The 20,375-nt window shown below is 32.0% G+C and carries 19 protein-coding genes; 11 read left to right on the top strand and 8 right to left on the bottom strand.

Features of this window, described 5'->3' with window-relative positions; genetic code table 11:
- Nucleotides 1-10 precede the first annotated feature (10 nt).
- The 3 genes from BTO06_RS03335 to BTO06_RS03325 form a co-directional block, all read right to left on the bottom strand.
- Nucleotides 11-268, bottom strand: a complete 258-nt coding sequence (locus BTO06_RS03335) for a DUF6952 family protein (protein WP_100923960.1) — start codon at nt 266-268, stop codon at nt 11-13.
- 1 nt (nt 269) lies between these two features.
- Nucleotides 270-578, bottom strand: a complete 309-nt coding sequence (locus BTO06_RS03330; RefSeq protein WP_100923959.1) for a thioredoxin family protein — start codon at nt 576-578, stop codon at nt 270-272.
- Nucleotides 579-663: 85 nt separating this feature from the next.
- Entirely contained in the window at nt 664-1,305 is a 642-nt protein-coding gene (locus BTO06_RS03325; RefSeq protein WP_100923958.1) for a peroxiredoxin, read from the bottom strand.
- Between the two features lie 291 nt (nt 1,306-1,596).
- Between BTO06_RS03325 and katG the strand changes: the two genes are divergently transcribed.
- The 9 genes from katG (at nt 1,597) to BTO06_RS03275 (ending at nt 12,098) form a co-directional block, all read left to right on the top strand.
- Nucleotides 1,597-3,801, top strand: coding sequence for a catalase/peroxidase HPI (katG, locus tag BTO06_RS03320; protein ID WP_100923957.1), 2,205 nt, complete (start codon nt 1,597-1,599; stop codon nt 3,799-3,801).
- A 626-nt stretch (nt 3,802-4,427) separates the two neighbouring features.
- Nucleotides 4,428-5,117, top strand: a complete 690-nt coding sequence (locus BTO06_RS03315; protein WP_100923956.1) for an ATP-binding cassette domain-containing protein — start codon at nt 4,428-4,430, stop codon at nt 5,115-5,117.
- 19 nt (nt 5,118-5,136) lie between these two features.
- Nucleotides 5,137-5,643 carry a DUF6702 family protein gene (locus tag BTO06_RS03310; RefSeq protein ID WP_157811719.1) on the top strand — a complete coding sequence of 169 codons (507 nt, stop codon included), beginning with the start codon at nt 5,137-5,139 and terminating at the stop codon, nt 5,641-5,643.
- Nucleotides 5,644-5,655: 12 nt separating this feature from the next.
- The gene (locus tag BTO06_RS03305; RefSeq protein WP_100923954.1) at nt 5,656-6,234 is read left to right on the top strand and encodes a HupE/UreJ family protein; all 579 of its coding nucleotides are present in this window, start codon (nt 5,656-5,658) and stop codon (nt 6,232-6,234) included.
- Nucleotides 6,235-6,459: 225 nt separating this feature from the next.
- On the top strand, nt 6,460-8,139 hold the full coding sequence (locus tag BTO06_RS03300; protein WP_100923953.1) for a PhoX family protein: 1,680 nt from the start codon (nt 6,460-6,462) through the stop codon (nt 8,137-8,139).
- A gap of 15 nt (nt 8,140-8,154) precedes the next feature.
- Nucleotides 8,155-9,357, top strand: a complete 1,203-nt coding sequence (locus BTO06_RS03295; RefSeq protein WP_100923952.1) for a GTP-binding protein — start codon at nt 8,155-8,157, stop codon at nt 9,355-9,357.
- Nucleotides 9,358-9,374: 17 nt separating this feature from the next.
- Complete coding sequence (locus BTO06_RS03290; protein ID WP_100923951.1) at nt 9,375-10,004, top strand: ABC transporter ATP-binding protein; 630 nt, start codon at nt 9,375-9,377, stop codon at nt 10,002-10,004.
- Nucleotides 10,001-11,671, top strand: coding sequence for an ABC transporter permease (locus BTO06_RS03285; RefSeq protein WP_232731504.1), 1,671 nt, complete (start codon nt 10,001-10,003; stop codon nt 11,669-11,671). Before BTO06_RS03290 ends, BTO06_RS03285 begins: the two co-directional genes overlap by 4 nt.
- Nucleotides 11,661-12,098, top strand: a complete 438-nt coding sequence (locus BTO06_RS03275) for a hypothetical protein (RefSeq protein WP_100923949.1) — start codon at nt 11,661-11,663, stop codon at nt 12,096-12,098. The genes BTO06_RS03285 and BTO06_RS03275 overlap by 11 nt, the downstream gene beginning before the upstream one ends.
- A gap of 2 nt (nt 12,099-12,100) precedes the next feature.
- On the opposite strand, the gene BTO06_RS03270 is transcribed toward BTO06_RS03275, so the two are convergent.
- From BTO06_RS03270 to BTO06_RS03250, 5 genes are all read right to left on the bottom strand, one after another.
- Nucleotides 12,101-13,264, bottom strand: a complete 1,164-nt coding sequence (locus BTO06_RS03270; protein WP_100923948.1) for a sigma-54-dependent transcriptional regulator — start codon at nt 13,262-13,264, stop codon at nt 12,101-12,103.
- Nucleotides 13,265-13,356: 92 nt separating this feature from the next.
- The gene (locus BTO06_RS03265; RefSeq protein ID WP_157811718.1) at nt 13,357-13,821 is read right to left on the bottom strand and encodes a hypothetical protein; all 465 of its coding nucleotides are present in this window, start codon (nt 13,819-13,821) and stop codon (nt 13,357-13,359) included.
- A 264-nt stretch (nt 13,822-14,085) separates the two neighbouring features.
- A complete protein-coding gene (locus tag BTO06_RS03260; protein ID WP_100923946.1) occupies nt 14,086-14,910 on the bottom strand; it encodes a mechanosensitive ion channel family protein in 825 nt (274 codons plus the stop codon).
- 18 nt (nt 14,911-14,928) lie between these two features.
- A complete protein-coding gene (locus BTO06_RS03255) occupies nt 14,929-16,254 on the bottom strand; it encodes an ABC transporter permease (RefSeq protein ID WP_100923945.1) in 1,326 nt (441 codons plus the stop codon).
- A 4-nt stretch (nt 16,255-16,258) separates the two neighbouring features.
- On the bottom strand, nt 16,259-17,188 hold the full coding sequence (locus BTO06_RS03250; protein WP_100923944.1) for an ABC transporter ATP-binding protein: 930 nt from the start codon (nt 17,186-17,188) through the stop codon (nt 16,259-16,261).
- 298 nt (nt 17,189-17,486) lie between these two features.
- On the opposite strand from BTO06_RS03250, the gene BTO06_RS03245 reads away from it, so the two are divergent.
- Together BTO06_RS03245 and BTO06_RS03240 are read left to right on the top strand one after the other, a co-directional pair.
- Complete coding sequence (locus BTO06_RS03245) at nt 17,487-17,945, top strand: MarR family winged helix-turn-helix transcriptional regulator (protein ID WP_100923943.1); 459 nt, start codon at nt 17,487-17,489, stop codon at nt 17,943-17,945.
- 19 nt (nt 17,946-17,964) lie between these two features.
- Nucleotides 17,965-20,373 carry a 3-hydroxyacyl-CoA dehydrogenase/enoyl-CoA hydratase family protein gene (locus BTO06_RS03240; RefSeq protein WP_100923942.1) on the top strand — a complete coding sequence of 803 codons (2,409 nt, stop codon included), beginning with the start codon at nt 17,965-17,967 and terminating at the stop codon, nt 20,371-20,373.
- Nucleotides 20,374-20,375: the final 2 nt, after the last annotated feature.

Genomic DNA, 20,375 nt, shown 5'->3' with positions numbered 1-20,375 from the left:
CTTAGGACTTTTATTTATCTATAGAACCCAATACGCGTTGCATAAAATTATTTAGTGCTTCTTTTCTTGGTGTTCCCTCTTTTATCATTTTATCAACTTCGATAGCTCCGTACATATTAGAAATTAATTCTCCAATAACGTCTAATTCCTCATCTTTCAATGATGGTACTTCAGTTAAAGCTTCTAAAGTTTCAATTGTTTCTATGATATAATCTTGATCATTTTCTTCAATAAAAGAGGTCAAATGTTTAATTACTGGTAATTTCATTTTACATTACTTCGTTAACTAGTTCTTTTAAAACATCAAACTTATTTGTTTGAACTTGATTTACAAATTTACCATCAACAAAAGTTGCAAATGTTGGCAGATTGTCTACTGTTGCTAACTGTCTACTTTCCGGAAATTTTTCAGCGTCTGCAACTACGAAAGAAACATCGCTATTTTCTGTAGCTAATTTTTTGAATTTTGGTTTCATAATTCTACAATTTCCACACCAAGTTGCAGAATATTGAACCACTACTTTTTTATTGTCTGCTACAATATTTTCTAAATTATCTTGAGCTAATTCTTGAACCATAATAAATGTAATTTTTAAAATGAAGAATTACGAATTATAATAAGATACACTTAACTCGTAATTCAACATTTATAATATAAATTGATTAGTTTACTGCTAAATACTCTGCAGTTGCCTTAGCGTTAGGTTGCATTGCTGCTTTACCTTCTTCCCAGTTAGCAGGACAAACCTCACCTTTTTCTTGTACGTGCGTGTAAGCATCGATTAAACGCAAATATTCATTTACATTACGTCCAATTGGCATATGGTTTACTCCTTCGTGTACAACTGTACCTTCTTCGTCAATAATATAAGTAGCTCTGTAGGTAACATTATCTCCTTCAACTTGAACAGTACCTGTAGCTTCGTCGTATGTTTCGTTAGTAATATCTAAAATTCCTAAGATAGAAGATAAGTTACGGTTACTATCAGCTAATAAAGGATAAGTAACTCCTTCAATACCTCCATTATCTTTAGATTGGTTTAACCAAGCAAAGTGCACTTCTGGGGTATCACATGATGCTCCAATTACGATAGTATTCCTTTTATCAAATTCTGGTAAAGCTGCCTGAAAAGCGTGTAATTCAGTTGGACATACAAAAGTAAAGTCTTTTGGATACCAGAATAAAACTACTTTTTTCTTGTTGTTCATTGCTTCTTCTAAAACATTTAACTTAAACGTATCACCCATTTCGTTCATTGCATCTACGTTTAAGTTTGGAAACTTCTTACCAACTAATGTTGCCATTCTTTTTTATTTTTAAATTGAATTAATATTTATTTTGTTCCTTAAAACAGACACAAAAGTATGAGGTTTTATGCACTCTACAAGCTTTCGTCAACAAGAAATTCTTATCTCATCATAAGAAAATTCAATACTAATTAATGTAGAAATATTGTATATTTATAATAACCTATAAGACAACAAACTAAATCTATAAGATCAGTTTTTACTATTTTAAAATAAATTTTATAGATAAAAACAATCTTGTATTTTATTTTAGATTTGAATTGAAACTAACATTAAAATTCTCATATAATGAATTACAGTATTAACCATTCAGGGGATATCACAAAATGCCCTTTTCATAGTGCTCAAAAAAAAACAGCTGGTAGGGGAACCACCAACCGAGATTGGTGGCCAAATGAACTAAAACTAAATATCTTACGCCAAAATGCAAGCAAAAACGATCCATTCGGTAAAGACTTTAATTATTCAGAAGCATTTAAAAGTTTAGATTTTGCTGCATTAAAACAAGATGTAATTGATTTAATGACCGACTCTCAAGATTGGTGGCCAGCCGATTACGGACATTATGGAGGTTTCATGATCAGAATGGCCTGGCATAGTGCAGGAACATATCGAGTTGGTGATGGTCGAGGCGGTGCAGCCTCAGGATCACATCGCTTTGCTCCTTTAAATAGTTGGCCAGACAATGGAAATTTAGACAAGGCTCGCCTCTTACTTTGGCCAATAAAGAAAAAATATGGTAACAAAATTTCTTGGGCTGATTTAATGATTTTAGCTGGAAACTGTGCACTAGAATCTATGGGTTTTAAGACATTCGGTTTCGCTGGCGGAAGAGAAGATATCTGGGAACCTGAACAAGACATTTATTGGGGAAGCGAAAATAAATGGTTAGACAATGATGAGCGTTACGATACCAGCGACGGGGAATTAGAGGGATATTTAGGGGCAGTTCATATGGGATTGATATATGTAAATCCGGAAGGACCGAACGGAGAACCGGATCCTTTAAAATCAGCACATGATATAAAGATCACTTTTGGTCGTATGGCAATGAATAATGAAGAAACTGTCGCGTTGGTTGCAGGAGGACATACATTCGGAAAAGCTCACGGTGCTGCTGACCCTGATAAATATGTAGGGGTCGAACCACATGGAGCTTCTATTGAACAAATGAGTACAGGTTGGAAAAATACTTTCCAAAGCGGTGTGTTAGATGATACAATTACAAGTGGTTTAGAAGGAGCCTGGACTCCAAACCCAACACAATGGGATCATGATTATTTCGATGTTTTACTAAACTATGACTGGGAATTAACTAAAAGCCCTGCAGGTGCACACCAATGGACTCCAACTGCAGCATCAAATGCTAGAATGGCTCCAAAAGCTGGAAACCCTAATGAGAAGCAAGCTTTAATGATGTCAACTGCCGATATGGCTTTAAAAATGGATCCAGATTACAGAGAAATTTCAGAACGTTTCCATAAGGATCATGCTGCTTTTGAAGATGCTTTTGCAAGAGCGTGGTTTAAATTAACACATCGTGATATGGGACCAATTGACCGCTATTTAGGCCCTGAAGTACCAAAAGAAGAGCTTATTTGGCAAGATCCAATTCCTAAAGTAGATTATACTCTAAGTACTTCTGATATTCAACTTTTAAAGAAAATGATTGGTACATCTGGTTTGACCGTTTCTGAAATGATAAAAACTGCTTGGGCTTCTGCTTCAACTTTTAGAGGATCTGATAAACGAGGTGGTGCGAACGGAGCAAGAATTAGGTTGGAACCACAAATAAACTGGGAAGTTAATAATCCTAATGAACTAAAGAAAGTATTGAATGTTTTAGTAGGAGTACAAAAAGATTTTAAAAAAACTATTTCTATGGCAGATTTAATCGTACTAGCCGGTAATGTTGGAGTTGAAGAAGCAGCAAGTAAAATTGGTCTTGATATCAATGTTCCATTTTATCAAGGGAGAGGAGATGCTTCTCAAGAAAGAACTGATATCGAATCTTTTAGTCACTTAGAACCACTTGCAGACGGTTTTAGAAATTACATGAGTGATAAACTTGATGGTGTCGCAGCTGAGGACTTGTTAATCGATAGAGCAAACTTATTAACACTTACTATTCCTGAAATGACTGTTTTAACAGGAGGACTAAGAGTATTAGGAGCTAATCATAACAATTCTAATCACGGCGTTTTTACCGAGAGAGTTGGTAGCCTTACGAATGATTTCTTCACTAATATTCTTGATTTTTCTATCACTTGGAGTGCTACGTCTTCTGAAGAAATAGTATTTGAAGGGAGAGATAGAAAAACTGGGGCAATTAAATTTACTGGTACGAGAGCTGACTTAATTTTTGGCTCTAATACTGAATTAAGAGCAATTTGTGAAGTTTATGGAGCAGACGACGGACAAGAGAAATTTGTTACTGACTTTGTTAAAGCTTGGAATAAAGTCATGAATTTAGACAGGTTCGACTTACAATAATAATTGAACTAAAAAGGACTAGATTTAAATCTTGTCCTTTTTTGTTATTTATCACAAAAAACTCAAATTAAAAAAAAAAGTTATATTTGCTACACTGATGCAATAAAGGGTATTGGTTTGACAATTGAAGAAAATTCAAAGACTATATTGTTTGATATTAGCATGTGTCCTACTTCAGACTCACGCTTTATCCTTAGTTCATAGCTTCAATCATTCTGAAAAATATTCTGAACCATTATTTAATAAATCCCTTTCATATTGTGAATCACAAAATTTGGATAAATGCAACCTATGCTCGATTTATATCTATGATGACATATTAGCATTCATAGAAACTAAATTTAGTTTACCTCCTATTGTGGATTTAAACAAGGTTGTAATACTGACTAAAAATCAGCTAACCTCTACTGAAATATATCGAAGACAATCTAGATCTCCCCCATTACTATTTTCTTAGATTTTATATCTAACTAATTATTAAGATCACTAAAACCTCTCCTCTTATACATTTAAATATGAAAATGTGTACACTGGATTTGTGGATTCCTATTTCTGCCTAGGATTATAAGATAAATCTACAATAAAGAGGAATAGTGTTTATCAATCGCTTTATAAAACCCAAAGTTATGATAAGAGCTAGAAAGCTTAGTATGAGTTATAATGATAAATTAGCGTTAAAAGACTTGAATTTTGCAGTTGCGCCTGGAGAGATATTCTGTTTATTGGGACAAAACGTAGAAGGAAAGAAAACAACAATTAATGTTTTTCTGAACGTTACAGAAACAACTTACAGTGAAGCTCTAAACGATAGTAAAGAAGCAACTAAAAACCATAGTACAAAGACTATAAGTTATGCACCTGAAATAATTAAGTTAAATAGTAACTTATCAGGAGTTGAAAATTTGGATTTCTTTAGTCGGGTTGCTGGATTTAATTATTCCGAAAATGAATTATTTCAGTATTTAAAGAAGGTAAACTTACGAGAAAAGGCATTTAAGAAAAAAATATCCGCATATTCTAAGTGTATGAGACAAAAGATAGGCATTGCCCTGGCTTTAGCGAAAAAAGCTTCTTACATATTAATGGATGAACCTACTTGTGATTTAGATCCTAAGACATATTTAGAATTTACTAAAACATGTAAAAAATTATCTGAATATGGCGTAGGTATTTTAATGGCAAGTCATGACATATTCAATGCGGTAAACATTTGTACTAGAATTGGTACGAGAAAAAAAGGTACTCTAGTCCATATAGCTGAAACGAGAAATATTTCAGCACGACAATTAAAAGAACTATATATAAAAACAATTTAACAACGATTATTAACAGACCATGAAACGACCTGCACAAATAGGAATTTTAGTCTTAATCGTCATAATGACTTTCTCATCATTTACACACCCTTTAAAAGTTACTTCCTCTCTTATTAATTATGATACCGATACTCAAAAAATAAAAGTAGAATGTAGGGTATTCGTGGATGATTTTTTATTGAGTTTAGGAAGAGATATGAATTGCCATAAATTAACAAATAAGGATAAAAGTGTAATTGAAAACTACTTTAATAAATACTTTATCATCGAACTAAATAATAAAAAGCTCCCATTTAAATTTGAAACATCGGATTACAACGAAAATTTTAATGTTTTAAACATTCAGTTTCTAGAGAATGATGCTTCAATTAAAAAAGGAGACATTTTAAAAGTTAGTAACAAATTACTTTTTGACGAATTCGAATTCGTACAATCAAATAGAATGGAATTAAGGTTTAAACCTTTTTTCAAAGTAGCATATTTTGAAAGTACAAATATTCAAGACTCATTCTCACACACATTTTAAATTTTTTAATTAATGAACAGCTTTAGTACTTTTTTTATTAGTGGTTGGCACCACATTGTTGATATAAATGCCTATGATCATCTTTTATTTGTAATGACATTATGTGCTGCATTTAAACTTAAAGAATGGAGACAAATTTTAATAATTATTACAGCATTTACAATCGGCCATAGTGTAACCCTTATAATAAGCGCACTGGGTTTTATCCCAGATAACCCTTCTGTGATAGATTTACTTATTCCATTTACCATAATGATAACTGCAGTTAGCAACATAAGAAATTATGGTAAAGAAGGCATGTTTTCAAATAAGAATGTTAAATATATTATAGCTTTAGTTTTTGGGTTAATCCACGGATTAGCATTTGCTTCTAATTTTAAAGTTATGATGTTTAGTAGTAATGTGATTAAACCGCTTTTTGCTTTTAATTTAGGTATTGAAGTTGGTCAACTTTTTATAGTAGCCATTTTCATGTCAATGCTATTTATCTATTCAAAAATTCTAAAAGGAGAACATTTGAAATGGAATGTATTCGTTTCAGGAGCAGGATTTGGAATTGCTGCAACTATTTTCATAGGTGCGTTACAATAATAAATCATACCAAAACAAAAATCAACTAATTAATCTTAAATACCTTTATACCTTCGGGTTGCGAGGTATTTTTCTTTCTAATTATTATTTTGTTAAATAAAAAGCAACTGTGTTGCAATAAAATAAATTATAGCTAAATTTGTCAACCAAAATTTATCTCACATATCTTTTTAATAAAGTCTACGTGATTTAATTAACAATAGAATTCAATTAAAACTAATTATTTTGGAATATAACAGAAGAAAGTTCATATCATTTCTAGGGAAAGTAAGTGTTGGGATGGTTGTTGCTCCTCCTTTTCTTGTAGGCTGTGGAAATACAACAACACCTTCTCAATCAGAATCTATTTCTGATACAACTTATGAAGCACTTAAAAACCTCAAATTGGTTAATTTATCTCCTTCCGATAAAGACGATTTGCTTTTAACTCAAGGACTGAATTATCATCCGATAGTGAAATGGGGAGAATCAATTTCAGATAAAGATACTTTTGGCTTTAATAATGATTTTACTTGTTTTATTCCTTTTGATAAAAACAATCCTAAAGACGGTTTACTTTGGGTAAATCATGAATATACAAATCCTTTATTTGTATCAAATTTTGATTACCGAGCTTTTGATGTGCCAGAGAAACATAGAACTATCGAACAAATCGACAAAGAAATGTATAGTGTCGGTGGAACAATTGTGAGAATTAAAGAAGTAAACGGAAAATGGGAAGTGGTAAAGAACGATCCATTAAATCGTCGTATTACTGCTCAAACACAGATTAAGTTAAATTGGGACACACCTATCAAAGGAGCTACAACTGTAAAAGGAACGTTAGCGAATTGTTCAGGAGGAATTACTCCTTGGAATACTTTTATTACGTGTGAAGAAAATTATGATGGTTTTTATGGAGAGACTGAATATGATATATATAACAATTCTACACATAAACCTAGTTGGTATGGTTGGGAAAAATTTTATGAATATCCACCTGAACACTATGGTTGGGTAGTTGAAATAGATCCAAAAACTGGAACAGCTCAAAAACACATTGCTTTAGGAAGGTTTGCTCATGAATGCTGTACTTTATTTGAACTAAAAGATAAACGCGTTGTTGCTTATACTGGAGATGATAAAAACAGTGAGCATTTATATAAATTCATCTCTTCAAAACAAGGTTCATTGAAAGAAGGTACTTTATATGTAGCTGATACGGATAATGGAAAATGGTTAGCACTAGATTGGAAAAACCAACCAGTTTTAAAAGAAAAATTTAAAGACCAAACCGAAGTATTAATCAGAGCAAGAGAAGCTGCTAAATTACTAGGCGCAACTGAATTAAATCGTCCAGAAGACATTGAAATTGATCCAATTACTGGAAATATAATTGTAACGCTCACAAATAATAAAGATAAAGGAGATTTCCACGGATCTATTTTAAAAATTGAAGAAACTGAAGGAGCTTTTGATTCATTAACTTTTAAAGCTTCAACTTACATAGCAGGTGGTGAAGAAAATGGATTTTCTTGTCCGGATAATCTTGCTTTTGACTTGGCTGGTAACTTGTGGATGACCTCAGACATGTCTGGTAGTTCAATGAACAGAGAAGACAAACCGTATATGCCATTTAAAAACAATAGTTTGTTTGTTATTCCTAGATATGGTGCTGATGCTGGAAAAGTTATTCGTGTTGCATCTGCTCCTAGAGATGCCGAATTAACTGGACCTTGGTTCTCTCCTGACGGAAAAACATTATTCTTAAGTGTTCAACATCCTGGTGAGCAAACCAAAGACCTCAACAATCCAACAAGTAAATGGCCTTTCGATTCTGATAATATTCCTAAATCTGCGGTTGTGGCTATACAAGGCGATTTAATTGAAAAAATGAACAACTTAAACAAAATAGAAGCTTTATAATAACCATTATTTACAATGAAAAAATTACCTGTTACCGTATTAAGTGGTTTCCTCGGCGCAGGAAAAACAACTTTACTAAATCATATTTTACACAATAAACAAGGCTTAAAAGTAGCCGTAATTGTGAATGACATGAGTGAAGTAAACATTGATGCTCAATTTATAGAAAGTGAAAATACACTTTCAAGAACTGAAGAAAAATTAGTGGAAATGTCTAATGGATGTATCTGTTGTACGCTGCGTGAAGATTTAATGGTGGAAGTAGAACGATTAGCTGCTCAAAATAAATTTGACTATTTAATTATAGAAAGTACTGGAATTAGTGAACCAATTCCTGTGGCTCAAACTTTCAGTTTTGAAAGTGAAGATGGTAATATTGATTTAAGTCGTTTTAGTTATGTAGATACTATGGTAACTGTAGTTGACGCATTTAACTTCTTGAAGGATTTTTCAAGCTCTGACTATTTAGTTACCAGAGAGTTGACCAATATTGAAGGTGATGATCGAACTATTGTAAATCTACTTACCGATCAAATAGAATTTGCTAATGTTATTCTACTTAACAAAACAGATTTAGTTTCTAAGGAAAACCTTAAGGAATTGAAAGCAATAATTCAAAAATTAAATCCTGAAGCTAAAATAATTATGACAGATCATTCGAATGTAGATTTGAATGAAGTTATAAACACCAATCTTTTCGATTATGAAAAAGCAGAAGCTTCTGCAGGTTGGATTAAAGAATTAGAAAACGAACACACACCGGAAACAGAAGAGTATGGTATTGGCTCTTTTGTTTTTAGAAGTGCTAAACCATTTCACCCAGAACGTTTTTTACAGTATCTTAACCAAAAATTTCCTCAAAACATTATTAGAAGTAAGGGATTATTCTGGTTAGCATCTCGAAAAAACCAAGCTTTAATATGGAGTTCTGCAGGTGGATCATGCAAGGCAGATAATGCTGGAGTTTGGTGGGCAAGTATGCCTTTTGCTGAACGAATTAATTATGCTGCATTCATGGAAAATCGTGAACAAATTGAGGGAAATTGGGATACAGAATTTGGTGACCGTAAAATAGAACTTGTTTTTATTGGTCAAGGAATCCAAAAAGAAGAAATGATTGATGATTTAAATGATTGCTTACTCACAGATGAGGAAGTAGAATTATGGAAAACTCAATTATTCCCGCAAGAAGATCAATGGCCAATTCAATATGCCTAATTAAAGTAAAATTATAAATGATTCGAACCGAAAATCTAACTTTTCAATATCAAAGTACATCTAAAGAATTTAAATTCCCAGATATAAACATTAATCAAAATAATGATTTATTGATTTTAGGAAAATCTGGAATTGGTAAAACAACATTTTTACATTTATTGGCAGGATTACTTAAACCTCAAAATGGAAAAGTAATTATTGACAATACCGAAACTCAATTGTTATCAAATGCCAAATTAGATAAATTTAGAGGACAAAACATTGGGTTAGTTTTTCAAAAGAAACATGCGATACAGTCACTAACTGTATATAAAAACTTACAAGCTAGATTATTCTTTAGCGGCTCTAAATCTTCTGATTCAGATATCGATTCATTATTAGATCAGCTTGATATCTTGGCTCAAAAACATCAAAAAGTAAATGAACTAAGTGAAGGACAGTTGCAAAGATTAAGTATTGCTATGGCTGTAATTCATAAACCAAAAATTTTATTAGCTGATGAACCAACATCTAGTTTAGATGACGAATCTTGTAAAATTGTAATTGACCTTTTAAAAACTCAGGCTCAACGAACAGAAGCGAACCTGATTGTTATTACTCATGATCAAAGAATAAAATCATTCTTCCAAAACCAAATTACGTTATGATGAATGTATGGAAGATTAGTTTAGAGAATATAAAATCTAAACCACTATATACCTTTTTAAGTGTTTTTACACTAGCACTCAGTATTGCCTTACTTTTAGGAATACAACAATTAAAATCATCTTTTAAGTATCAAACCGACAATAATTTAGGAGGAATAGATTTAGTTTTAGGTGCAAAAGGTAGTCCGTTGCAATTAGTACTCGCTTCCATTTTACATATGGATGACCCAACAGGAAACATTAAGTACTCTGAAGCCAAAAAGGTCGCCAAAAATAGGATGATTAAAACTGCAGTACCTATTTCTTATGGTGATAACTTTAAAGGTTACAGAATTGTTGGGACTACGAATGAATTCCTTTCTTTATACGATGCTAAAATTAGTAACGGTAAAGGAGTTCAAAAGAGTTTAGACGCTATAATTGGAGCAACTGTTGCTGAAAAACTCGGTCTATCTGTTGGCGACACTTTTTTAAGTTCTCATGGTTTAGTTGAAAATGATATTGATGTGCATGACGATAAGTTCACGGTTGTTGGTATTTTAGAACCAACCTATAAAGTCATTGACAGATTAATTGTTACAAAACTTGAGAGTATTTGGGATGTACATGCCAATCATGACCATGAAGAAGAATCACATTCTGAACATAAGAATGATGAGAAACATGACGACCACGCTGAGGAACAACATGCCGATGAACATCACGATCATGACCATGATAAACATGAGAGTCATGAAAATCATGAAGAACATGCTGAAGAACATCACGACCATGATAAACATGAGAGTCATGAAAATCATGAAGAACATCATGACCATGATAAACATGACGGGCATAAAAATCACGAAGAACATGTGGATGAACATCATGACCATGATAAAAACGAAAGTCATGAAAATCACGAAGAACATGCTGACGAACATCATGACCATGATAAACATGAGAGTCATGGAAATCACGAAGAACATGCTGACGAACATCATGACCATGATAAAAACGAAAGTCATGAAAATCACGAAGAACATGCTGATGAACATCATGACCATGATAAAAACGAAAGTCATGAAAATCATGAAGAGCATGCGGATGAACATCATGACCATGAGGAAAATAATGAAAATCGAGAAATCACTTCTTTATTAATTTCATTTAAAACTCCTCGAGCATTATTAACTTTACCAAGAAGAATTAACGATCAAACTAATATGCAAGCCGCACTGCCAAAGTTTGAGCTTGATAAATTATACTCATATACTGGAATTGGTTTCAAAACCATAACATGGATAGCATACCTAATCTTGTTGATTTCAGGAATGATCATTTTTATTAGTCTATATAAAATGGTAAAAGAACGTTCTTTTGATTTAGCACTTTTAAGAACTTTTGGAGCAAGTAACTTTCAATTGATAAAATTAGTTACTTATGAAGGACTCATGATAGTTTTATCTGCTTTTGCATTAGGATTTGGATTAATAAGAATTTTACTTCATTTTCTATTTCAATATATGCAATCAGATTATTTAAAAGGTGTCTTACAACCACTAAGTTTTAATGAAATAGTTCCTACAGCAGTATTGGTATTAATAATTATCTTTGTATCGATTGCGGTAGCCATTTACCCAATTTTAAAAATGAAAGTTTCAACAATTTTGAGTAATGAGAAATAGTATTCTACTTATATGCTTTTTGGTTTCATCTGTAATGTCTTTTGGACAAAAGGATGTTACCTGGGATGATTTATCAGATGTAAAATTCACCAATAAGTATTTTCCAAAATATGAAGAGTATTATTTACATCCAGAGTTCGCTGAATCTATAAAAGAGTTAAATGGACAACAAATTAGTATAACAGGATATTTTTTAAGCTTAGACCCTAAAGGACAAATTTACATTCTTTCTAAAGGGCCTATGGCTTCTTGTTATTTTTGTGGAGTTGGTGGACCTGAAACGGCTATTGAATTGTTATTTTCAGAAAAACAGAAATACAAAACTGATACAATAGTAACAGTAACGGGTACATTAACCTTGAACGATTCCGATGTAGATCATTTTAATTACATCTTGTCCAACTGCACCGTTACTGTTGTAAAGTAATATTATTTACTCGCAAATAATTTAACATCATTATCTGAAACTGTTTTTTCACCAAGAATAATCAAACGTTCTACTACGTTTCTCAATTCTCTAATATTTCCAGTCCAGTCATATTCTTGAAGCAATTTAACTGCTTGATGAGAAAACTTTTTACTCGGCGTTCCTTGCTCTTGTGCAATTTTATTTGCGAAGAAATCTACTAGCAACGGAATATCTTCCCTCCTATCATTTAAAGCAGGTACTTTAACTAAAATAACTGCTAATCTATGATATAAATCTTCTCTAAACCTTCCTTCTTCAATCTCTTTTTTCAAGTCTTTATTTGTTGCAGCAACAACACGTACATTTACTTTAATATCTTTATCAGAACCTACTCTCTGAATTTTATTTTCTTGTAAAGCACGTAATACTTTTGCCTGTGCAGACAAACTCATATCACCAATTTCATCTAAGAAAATAGTTCCTGCATTTGCTGCTTCAAATTTTCCAGCTCTATCCTTATTAGCTCCTGTAAAACTACCTTTAACATGCCCAAAAAGCTCACTTTCAATTAATTCAGCAGGAATAGCAGCACAATTAACTTCAATCATCGGACCTTTAGATCTTTCTGATTTTTCGTGTAACCAGTGAGCTACAAGTTCTTTTCCAGTTCCATTCGGACCAGTAATTAATACTCGTGCATCAGTAGCCGCAACTTTTTCAATCATGTCTTTAATATGAGTAATTGCTTCGCTTTCACCTATCATTTCGTAGTTCTTACTCACTTTCTTCTTCAATCGCTTATTCTCAACAACCAATTCTTTTCTATCCAAAGCATTCCGAACAGTATTTAATAAACGATTTAAGTCTGGTGGTTTTGATATATAATCAAAAGCTCCAAGCCGCATTGTATTTACGGCTGTGTCTAAATCACCATGACCAGAAATCATAACAATTGGTGTTTCAGGTTTAATTTTCTTAGCTTTTTCTAATACTTCAACACCATCCATTTTTGGCATTTTAATATCACATAAAACCAAATCGTAATCGTTATTCTTTATTGCTTCGATTCCTGCTAAACCATCTTCAGCTTCTTCAACTTGATAGCTATCACTTTCCTCTGATATGATTTTCTTTAAAACTCTACGAATTGCTGCTTCGTCTTCTATGATTAATATTTTACTCATCTACATTAAGATTGTTTGATTCTTGATTCATTTTCATTGATAGTATCATATTTTATGCCATAAGTAAATTTCTAAAATATGTTTCAATAAAATTAGTATTTATAACTTAAAGAATAAAAATAAGCTTTTGAATTATTGTCATTAGAAACAATTTTAAAGAAGATTTCATCTTCTTTAATATAATAATCTTCAATATTAAAATTCGATAGCTCAAAACTCAATACCTTGTTGGTTTTTCTATTGAAGTAATAAAAAACTCCCTCTCCATAATAATCTGACACGACCAAATATTCATTACTGTTAATAAAAACAGGATCATCGGGAAAAGAATATACTTCCTTCTCTTCAATATTCACAACAATAATCTCCCAAATTTCATAACCTGCAACATGGAAAAATAAATGATTACGATATTCGCTAACCGATTCAACAAATCGGAAATCTCGATCATCAAATTTAGAAATATAATTATGGATTAATATATTTTGATTTTTACCCTTAACCAAAATAGAGTCTTTCGAATAAACATTGAACATATCAGAATCGAAACCTTTCAAAGTTTTAATTAGATTCTGGTTTTTTGGAAAGTAATGATAATCTTGATTACCATCATCCTCCTTTAAAATTATATCTGATTTATTCTCGGCATAGTTCTTTTCAGAAACTCCCTTTAAATATTTTTTTAAATTTTCTGAATCACGAAAAATAAATGGCTCATTATTTTGAGCTTCAAAATTTTTACCAAAAAAAAAAAACTATCAGTAATAATAAAGATTTAACATAATCCTTTCTCATAATTTTACTTCAACTAATTCTTACAACTATTTCCCTATAATATGCACATCTCTTTGAGGAAAAGGAATAGTCACATTATTCTCTCTGAACAATTCATCAATTCTAAAACGTAAATCACTCTTAATAATTGCTAACTGAAAACTATTATGAATACTAAAAACTAGTTCGAAATTCAATGAGCTATCACCAAACTCATCAAATAAAACAAAAGGTTCAGGATATGACAAAATGCTTTTATGCTCATTTGCTGTTTGCAACAACAAGGTTTTCACCAATTGAGTATCTGAACCATAAGCAACACCAACACTAACATAATCTTTAGTAACACTTCCATTTTGAGTCCAGTTGTATAAACTATTTTTTAGATACATATGATTCGGAATAATCAATACCTTATTGTCGATAGTAACGGCTCTAGTGGTTCTCAATTTTATTTCTTCAACACGACCAATTTTTTTATCTATTTCGATATAATCTCCGACATGAACACTTTGATCCATTATGATGAAAATTCCTGAGATAATATCTTGAAAGAAAGTTTGTAAAGCCAAACCAACACCAATTAATAAAGCTGTTGATGCCGCGAAAATAGCTGTAATTTGAACTCCTGAACTTTGAAGAGTAATCAAGAATATAATAATGTAAAGAAGCCATTTTCCGAAAGAAAAAACAGTATCAAATTTGTTTTTATCTTGCTCTCTTAACTTCTTCTGAATATATTTTCTAAATAGTTTCAATAAAAAAGAAACTAATAAAATAACCACAATAAGTATTAGCAAAGACTTTACGCTAATACTTATGTGGTCGTTATATCTTAAAGAATAATTTAAAATTTTATTGATTTGCTCCATTCTTTAGTAATCGACTTGTTATGAACTATAACGAATCCATTTCCATAGATCTTTATAGTTCGCCTTTTTACCGTACATTAAAATTCCTACTCGGTAGATTTTAGCAGCAATCCAAACGGCACTAATAAAGGTAACTATTAAAATTAAAAGAGACAGTGCTATCTCCCACCAAGCAACTCCGAACGGAACACGCATTAACATAACAATTGGTGAAGTAAATGGAATGTAAGAGAATATCACAGAAATTGGACCATGTGGATCGTTAATTACAGTAAAGAATCCGACGTATACACCTAAAATTAATGGCAACATAATTGGAGTCATAAATTGCTGTGTATCTGTTTCATTATCTACAGCAGCTCCAATAGCTGCGAATAATGAGCTATATAACATATAACCTCCGAAGAAATATAAAATAAATAGCACAAACATTTTCAATAACGGTAATGTTAAAACTTCTAGAAATAATTTTTCGATTTTTCCTCCGCCTGCTGCTTGTTTCATAGCTTCTACTTGATCAGGAGAAACACTTGCTGACTGCATTTCAGTCATATCAATTCCAAACACTAAAGGTAAAATCATACTCAATATAAAAATTATGATTCCCCACACGAAAAACTGAACTAAACCTGCTGAAGCATTTCCTATTATTTTACCCAACATTAATTGGAAGGGTTTCACTGAAGAAATAATTACTTCAATAATTCTACTTGTTTTTTCTTCAATAACACTTCTCATTACCGAAGTTCCATAGATTAGTACAAACATGAATAATAAATATCCAGCAGCTCCACCTGCGATAATACTCGCAACATTTTTTGCTTTCGAAGACTCCTCTCCCGAAAAATTAAACATTTTAATATCTGAAGATATTTTAGAAGCCTTGATTTTTGCCAAGTCGATACCAAATTGGGTTAGTTTCAGGTTTTTTAATCTTGTTTCAATTTTCCCTTCTATTTCTGCCATTAAGGATAAACCTGGAGAATCTTTCGAATAAAATTCGATAGAATTAGCTAAAATTTCTAAACTATCTTTTTTAGGAATTATTAAAGCACCATAATAATTTCCTTCTTCTACTTTCTTCTTTGTTTCCTCTGCTCCTAACTTTGTGTAATCTTCATATACTACCGTATTGGAGTCTTTAAATGTTTCTTTAGAAAATATCCCTGAATCATCGACGAAAACAATTTTTTTAACTTTTTCTTCATTTTTCTTCATTAAAAAATAAACCAAAGCTCCCATACCTACCATTAGTAATGGACTTAAGAATGTCATTATTATAAATGATCTATTTTTTATTTTAGCAAGAAACTCACGTTGAATAATTAACTTTAACTTGTCCATAAGATTATAGGTTTTTATTTACAGCCTGAATAAAAATATCGTTTGCACTTGGCACTAATTCCACAAAATGATTTACTTCTCCTTTATTCGTTAAATACGATAAAAGATCATTGGAAGTTTTACCATTGATTAATTTGACCTTCAATTTTAATCCTTCGTTAAGCGATTTAAAATCTGCCATGCTAACTTTAAAATTTTCTTTTAGCTCTTTTTGAACTGATTCAGGTGCTTCTGTTTTTAAACCAACCTCAAAAATATTGGTTCTATATTGCCTTTTAATATCTTCTAACTTACCATCTAATATTTTATTAGACTTATTAATTAAAGCTATATGGTCACACATTTCTTCAACACTTTCCATTCTATGAGTTGAAAAAATAATAGTAGAACCTTCATCTCTTAATTGTAAAATTTCTTTTGCAATTAATTGTGCGTTAATTGGATCAAATCCAGAAAATGGTTCATCAAAAATTAAAAGTTTTGGTGAATGAAGAACAGTAACAACAAACTGAACTTTTTGCGCCATCCCTTTTGAAAGTTCTTCTATTTTTTTATTCCACCAAGCTCCTATATCAAATTTTTCAAACCAATACTTCAGTTTCTTTTTAGCTTCTGACTTACTCATTCCTTTTAACTGAGCTAAATACAAAGCTTGCTCTCCAACTTTCATTGATTTATACAATCCTCTTTCCTCTGGTAAATACCCGATATGAGCGATATGTTTAGGTGCCAATTTTTCCCCATCTAAAATAACCTCCCCACTATCGGGCATTGTTATTTGATTTATAATTCTAATTAATGAAGTCTTCCCTGCTCCATTCGGACCTAAAAGTCCAAAGACACTTCCTTTTGGAATATGCATAGAAACATCGTTTAATGCGGTGTAGTCTCCATAACGTTTTACCACATTATTAATTTCTAATAAGTTATTCATAGGCTTAAGTTGATTATTATTTTAGTAGTTGTACCAGTACAAACATACATACTTTCCTAAGATTAGTATAAATCAAATCAAAGATGTTACAACTTTTTAGTTAAAGCATGCAAAATTAATTCCTACCCAATTTTACAATTTTCTAAAAAAATTACTAATCCCCTAAAATTATTGTAGTTATAATCTCATAATCTCAGTTTTCAGATTAATTATTTGTTATTATTTATTATGCGTGCATAATTTTTTTGAATTTATTATGCGCGCATAATAAATTTCTGTATATTTGGAATCGTTAAATATGGATAAAAGTAAAACAATAGATCATCAATTAAGAGCAACATGGCAAGCCGTGGCTAAAATGTATAATGAGCAAGCCTCAAAGCATGATAGTACAATGGCAATGGCATTTGTATTACTTAATATAGATTTCGAAGAAGGAACTCCCTCTACAGCACTAGGACCTTTAATGGGAATGGAACCAACAAGTCTTTCAAGGATTTTAAAATCAATGGAAGATAAAGGTTTAATTGTTCGAGTGAAGAACCCTGATGATGGAAGAAGTGTGATTATAAAACTTACCGAGTTTGGTAAGGAAAAAAGAGAAATCTCAAAAGGTCACGTATTTCAGTTCAATAATAAAATTCGTGAAAACCTTACAGAAAGTGAAATCAATTCATTTTTTAAAGTAACCGAAATCATAAATAAACTTATAGCTGACAAACAGATTTATGGAGACATGTCATCTGAGGCTGTATAAAAACAAACCTATTCAAGTAATGAGCAAAAGAAGAATTAAAAAAGTAGCAATCATCGGATCTGGAATTATGGGATCAGGTATTGCTTGTCACTTTGCGAATATCGGTGTTGATGTATTACTTTTGGATATCGTTCCAAGAGAATTAACCGATAAAGAAAAAGCAAAAGGACTAACTTTAGAAGACAAAGCTGTTCGTAATCGATTAGTAAACGATGCTTTAACAGCTTCTTTGAAGTCTAAACCATCTCCTATCTACAACAAGAAATTCGCAGATAGAATTACAACCGGTAATATTGATGACGATTTACACAAGATTAAAGATGTAGATTGGGTAATGGAAGTTGTTGTTGAACGTTTGGATATAAAACAAAGCGTATTTGAAAAGGTAGAAAAATATCGTACTCCAGGAACTATTATTTCTTCTAATACTTCAGGAATTCCTATTAAATTTATGAACGAAGGTCGCAGTGAAGACTTCAGAAAGCATTTTGCAGTTACTCACTTCTTCAATCCTCCTCGTTACTTAAAATTATTTGAAGTTGTTCCAGGACCAGATTGTAAACAAGAAGTTACTGATTTCTTAATGGAATATGGAGATAAGTTCTTAGGTAAAACTTCGGTTTTAGCAAAAGATACTCCAGCATTTATTGGAAACCGTATTGGTATCTTCGGAATTCAATCTTTATTCCACCAAGTAAAAGAATTAGGTTTAACTGTTGAAGAAGTTGATAAATTAACTGGACCAGTAATTGGTCGTCCGAAATCAGCTACTTTCCGTACTGTAGATGTTGTAGGATTAGACACTTTAGTGCACGTTGCTAATGGTATTTATGAAAACTGTCCTAATGATGAAGCTCATGACTTATTTAAGTTACCAGATTTCATCAATACGATGATGGAAAACAAATGGTTAGGAAGCAAGACTAAACAAGGTTTCTATAAAAAATCTGTAAATGCAGAGGGTAAAAAAGAAATCTTAACTCTTGATTTAGATACGATGGAATATCGTTCTAAGAAAAGAGCTTCTTTCGCTACTTTAGAATTAACGAAAACGATTGACAAACCAATTGATAGATTTAAAGTATTAGTTGCAGGTAAAGATAAAGCGGGTGAATTCTACCGTAAGAACTTTGCAGCAATGTTTGCTTATGTTCAAAATAGAATTCCTGAAATTTCAGATGAATTATACAGAATTGATGATGCCATGAAAGCTGGATTTGGATGGGAAAATGGACCATTCGAAATTTGGGATGCTGTAGGTGTTGAAAAAGGTATCGAATTAATGAAAGCTGAAGGTAAAGAACCTGCTGCTTGGGTAACTGAAATGGTTGCTAAAGGAGAAACTGCTTTCTATACTGTTAAAGACGGTGCTACTTATTATTATGATGTAAATGAAAAGGCTCAAGTTAAAAAACCTGGACAAGATTCATTTATTATCTTAGATAACATAAGAAAATCTAATGAAGTATTCAAAAACTCAGGAGTTGTAATTGAAGATTTAGGAGACGGAATCTTAAACTGTGAGTTCCAATCGAAAATGAATACTATCGGTGGAGATGTTTTAGCTGGATTAAACAAAGCAGTTGATTTAGCTGAAAAAGATTTTGATGGATTAGTAGTAGGAAATCAAGGTGCAAACTTCTCTGTAGGAGCAAACATCGGTATGATTTTCATGATGGCTGTTGAACAAGAATATGACGAGTTAAATATGGCTATCAAATACTTCCAAGACACAATGATGCGTATGCGTTATTCTTCCATTCCAGTTATAGCTGCACCTCATGGAATGGCTTTAGGTGGAGGATGTGAATTATCATTACACGCAGATAAAGTTGTAGCTGCAGCTGAAACTTACATGGGATTAGTAGAATTTGGTGTTGGAGTTATCCCTGGTGGTGGTGGTTCAAAAGAAATGGCATTAAGAGCGTCTGATACTTTCCGTAAAGGAGATGTTCAATTAAACGTTTTACAAGAGTATTTCTTAACTATCGGTATGGCTAAAGTATCTACTTCTGCATACGAAGCTTTTGATTTAGGTTTATTACAACAAGGAAAAGATGTTGTTGTCGTAAATAGAGATCGTCAAATTGCAGAAGCCAAGAAACATGCATTATTATTAGCTGATGCTGGTTATACACAACCAGTAGAACGTAAGGATGTATTAGTACTTGGTAAACAAGCTTTAGGTGCATTTATGGTAGCTACTGACTCTATGAAAGCAAGTAAGTTTATCTCTGGACATGATCAAAAGATTGCTAACAAACTAGCTTATGTAATGGCTGGTGGAGATTTATCAGAACCAACAAAAGTTTCTGAACAGTATTTATTAGACATTGAGCGTGAAGCGTTCTTAAGTCTAACTACAGAACGTAAAACATTAGAGCGTATTCAGCACATGTTAAAAACTGGTAAACCATTAAGAAACTAAAC

The sequence above is a fragment of the Tenacibaculum sp. SZ-18 genome (assembly GCF_002813915.1).
In the GTDB taxonomy this organism is placed as follows: Bacteria; Bacteroidota; Bacteroidia; order Flavobacteriales; family Flavobacteriaceae; genus Polaribacter.
Note: the sequence above shows the minus strand (reverse complement) of the source record. Positions and strands in the feature narration are given on the sequence as shown.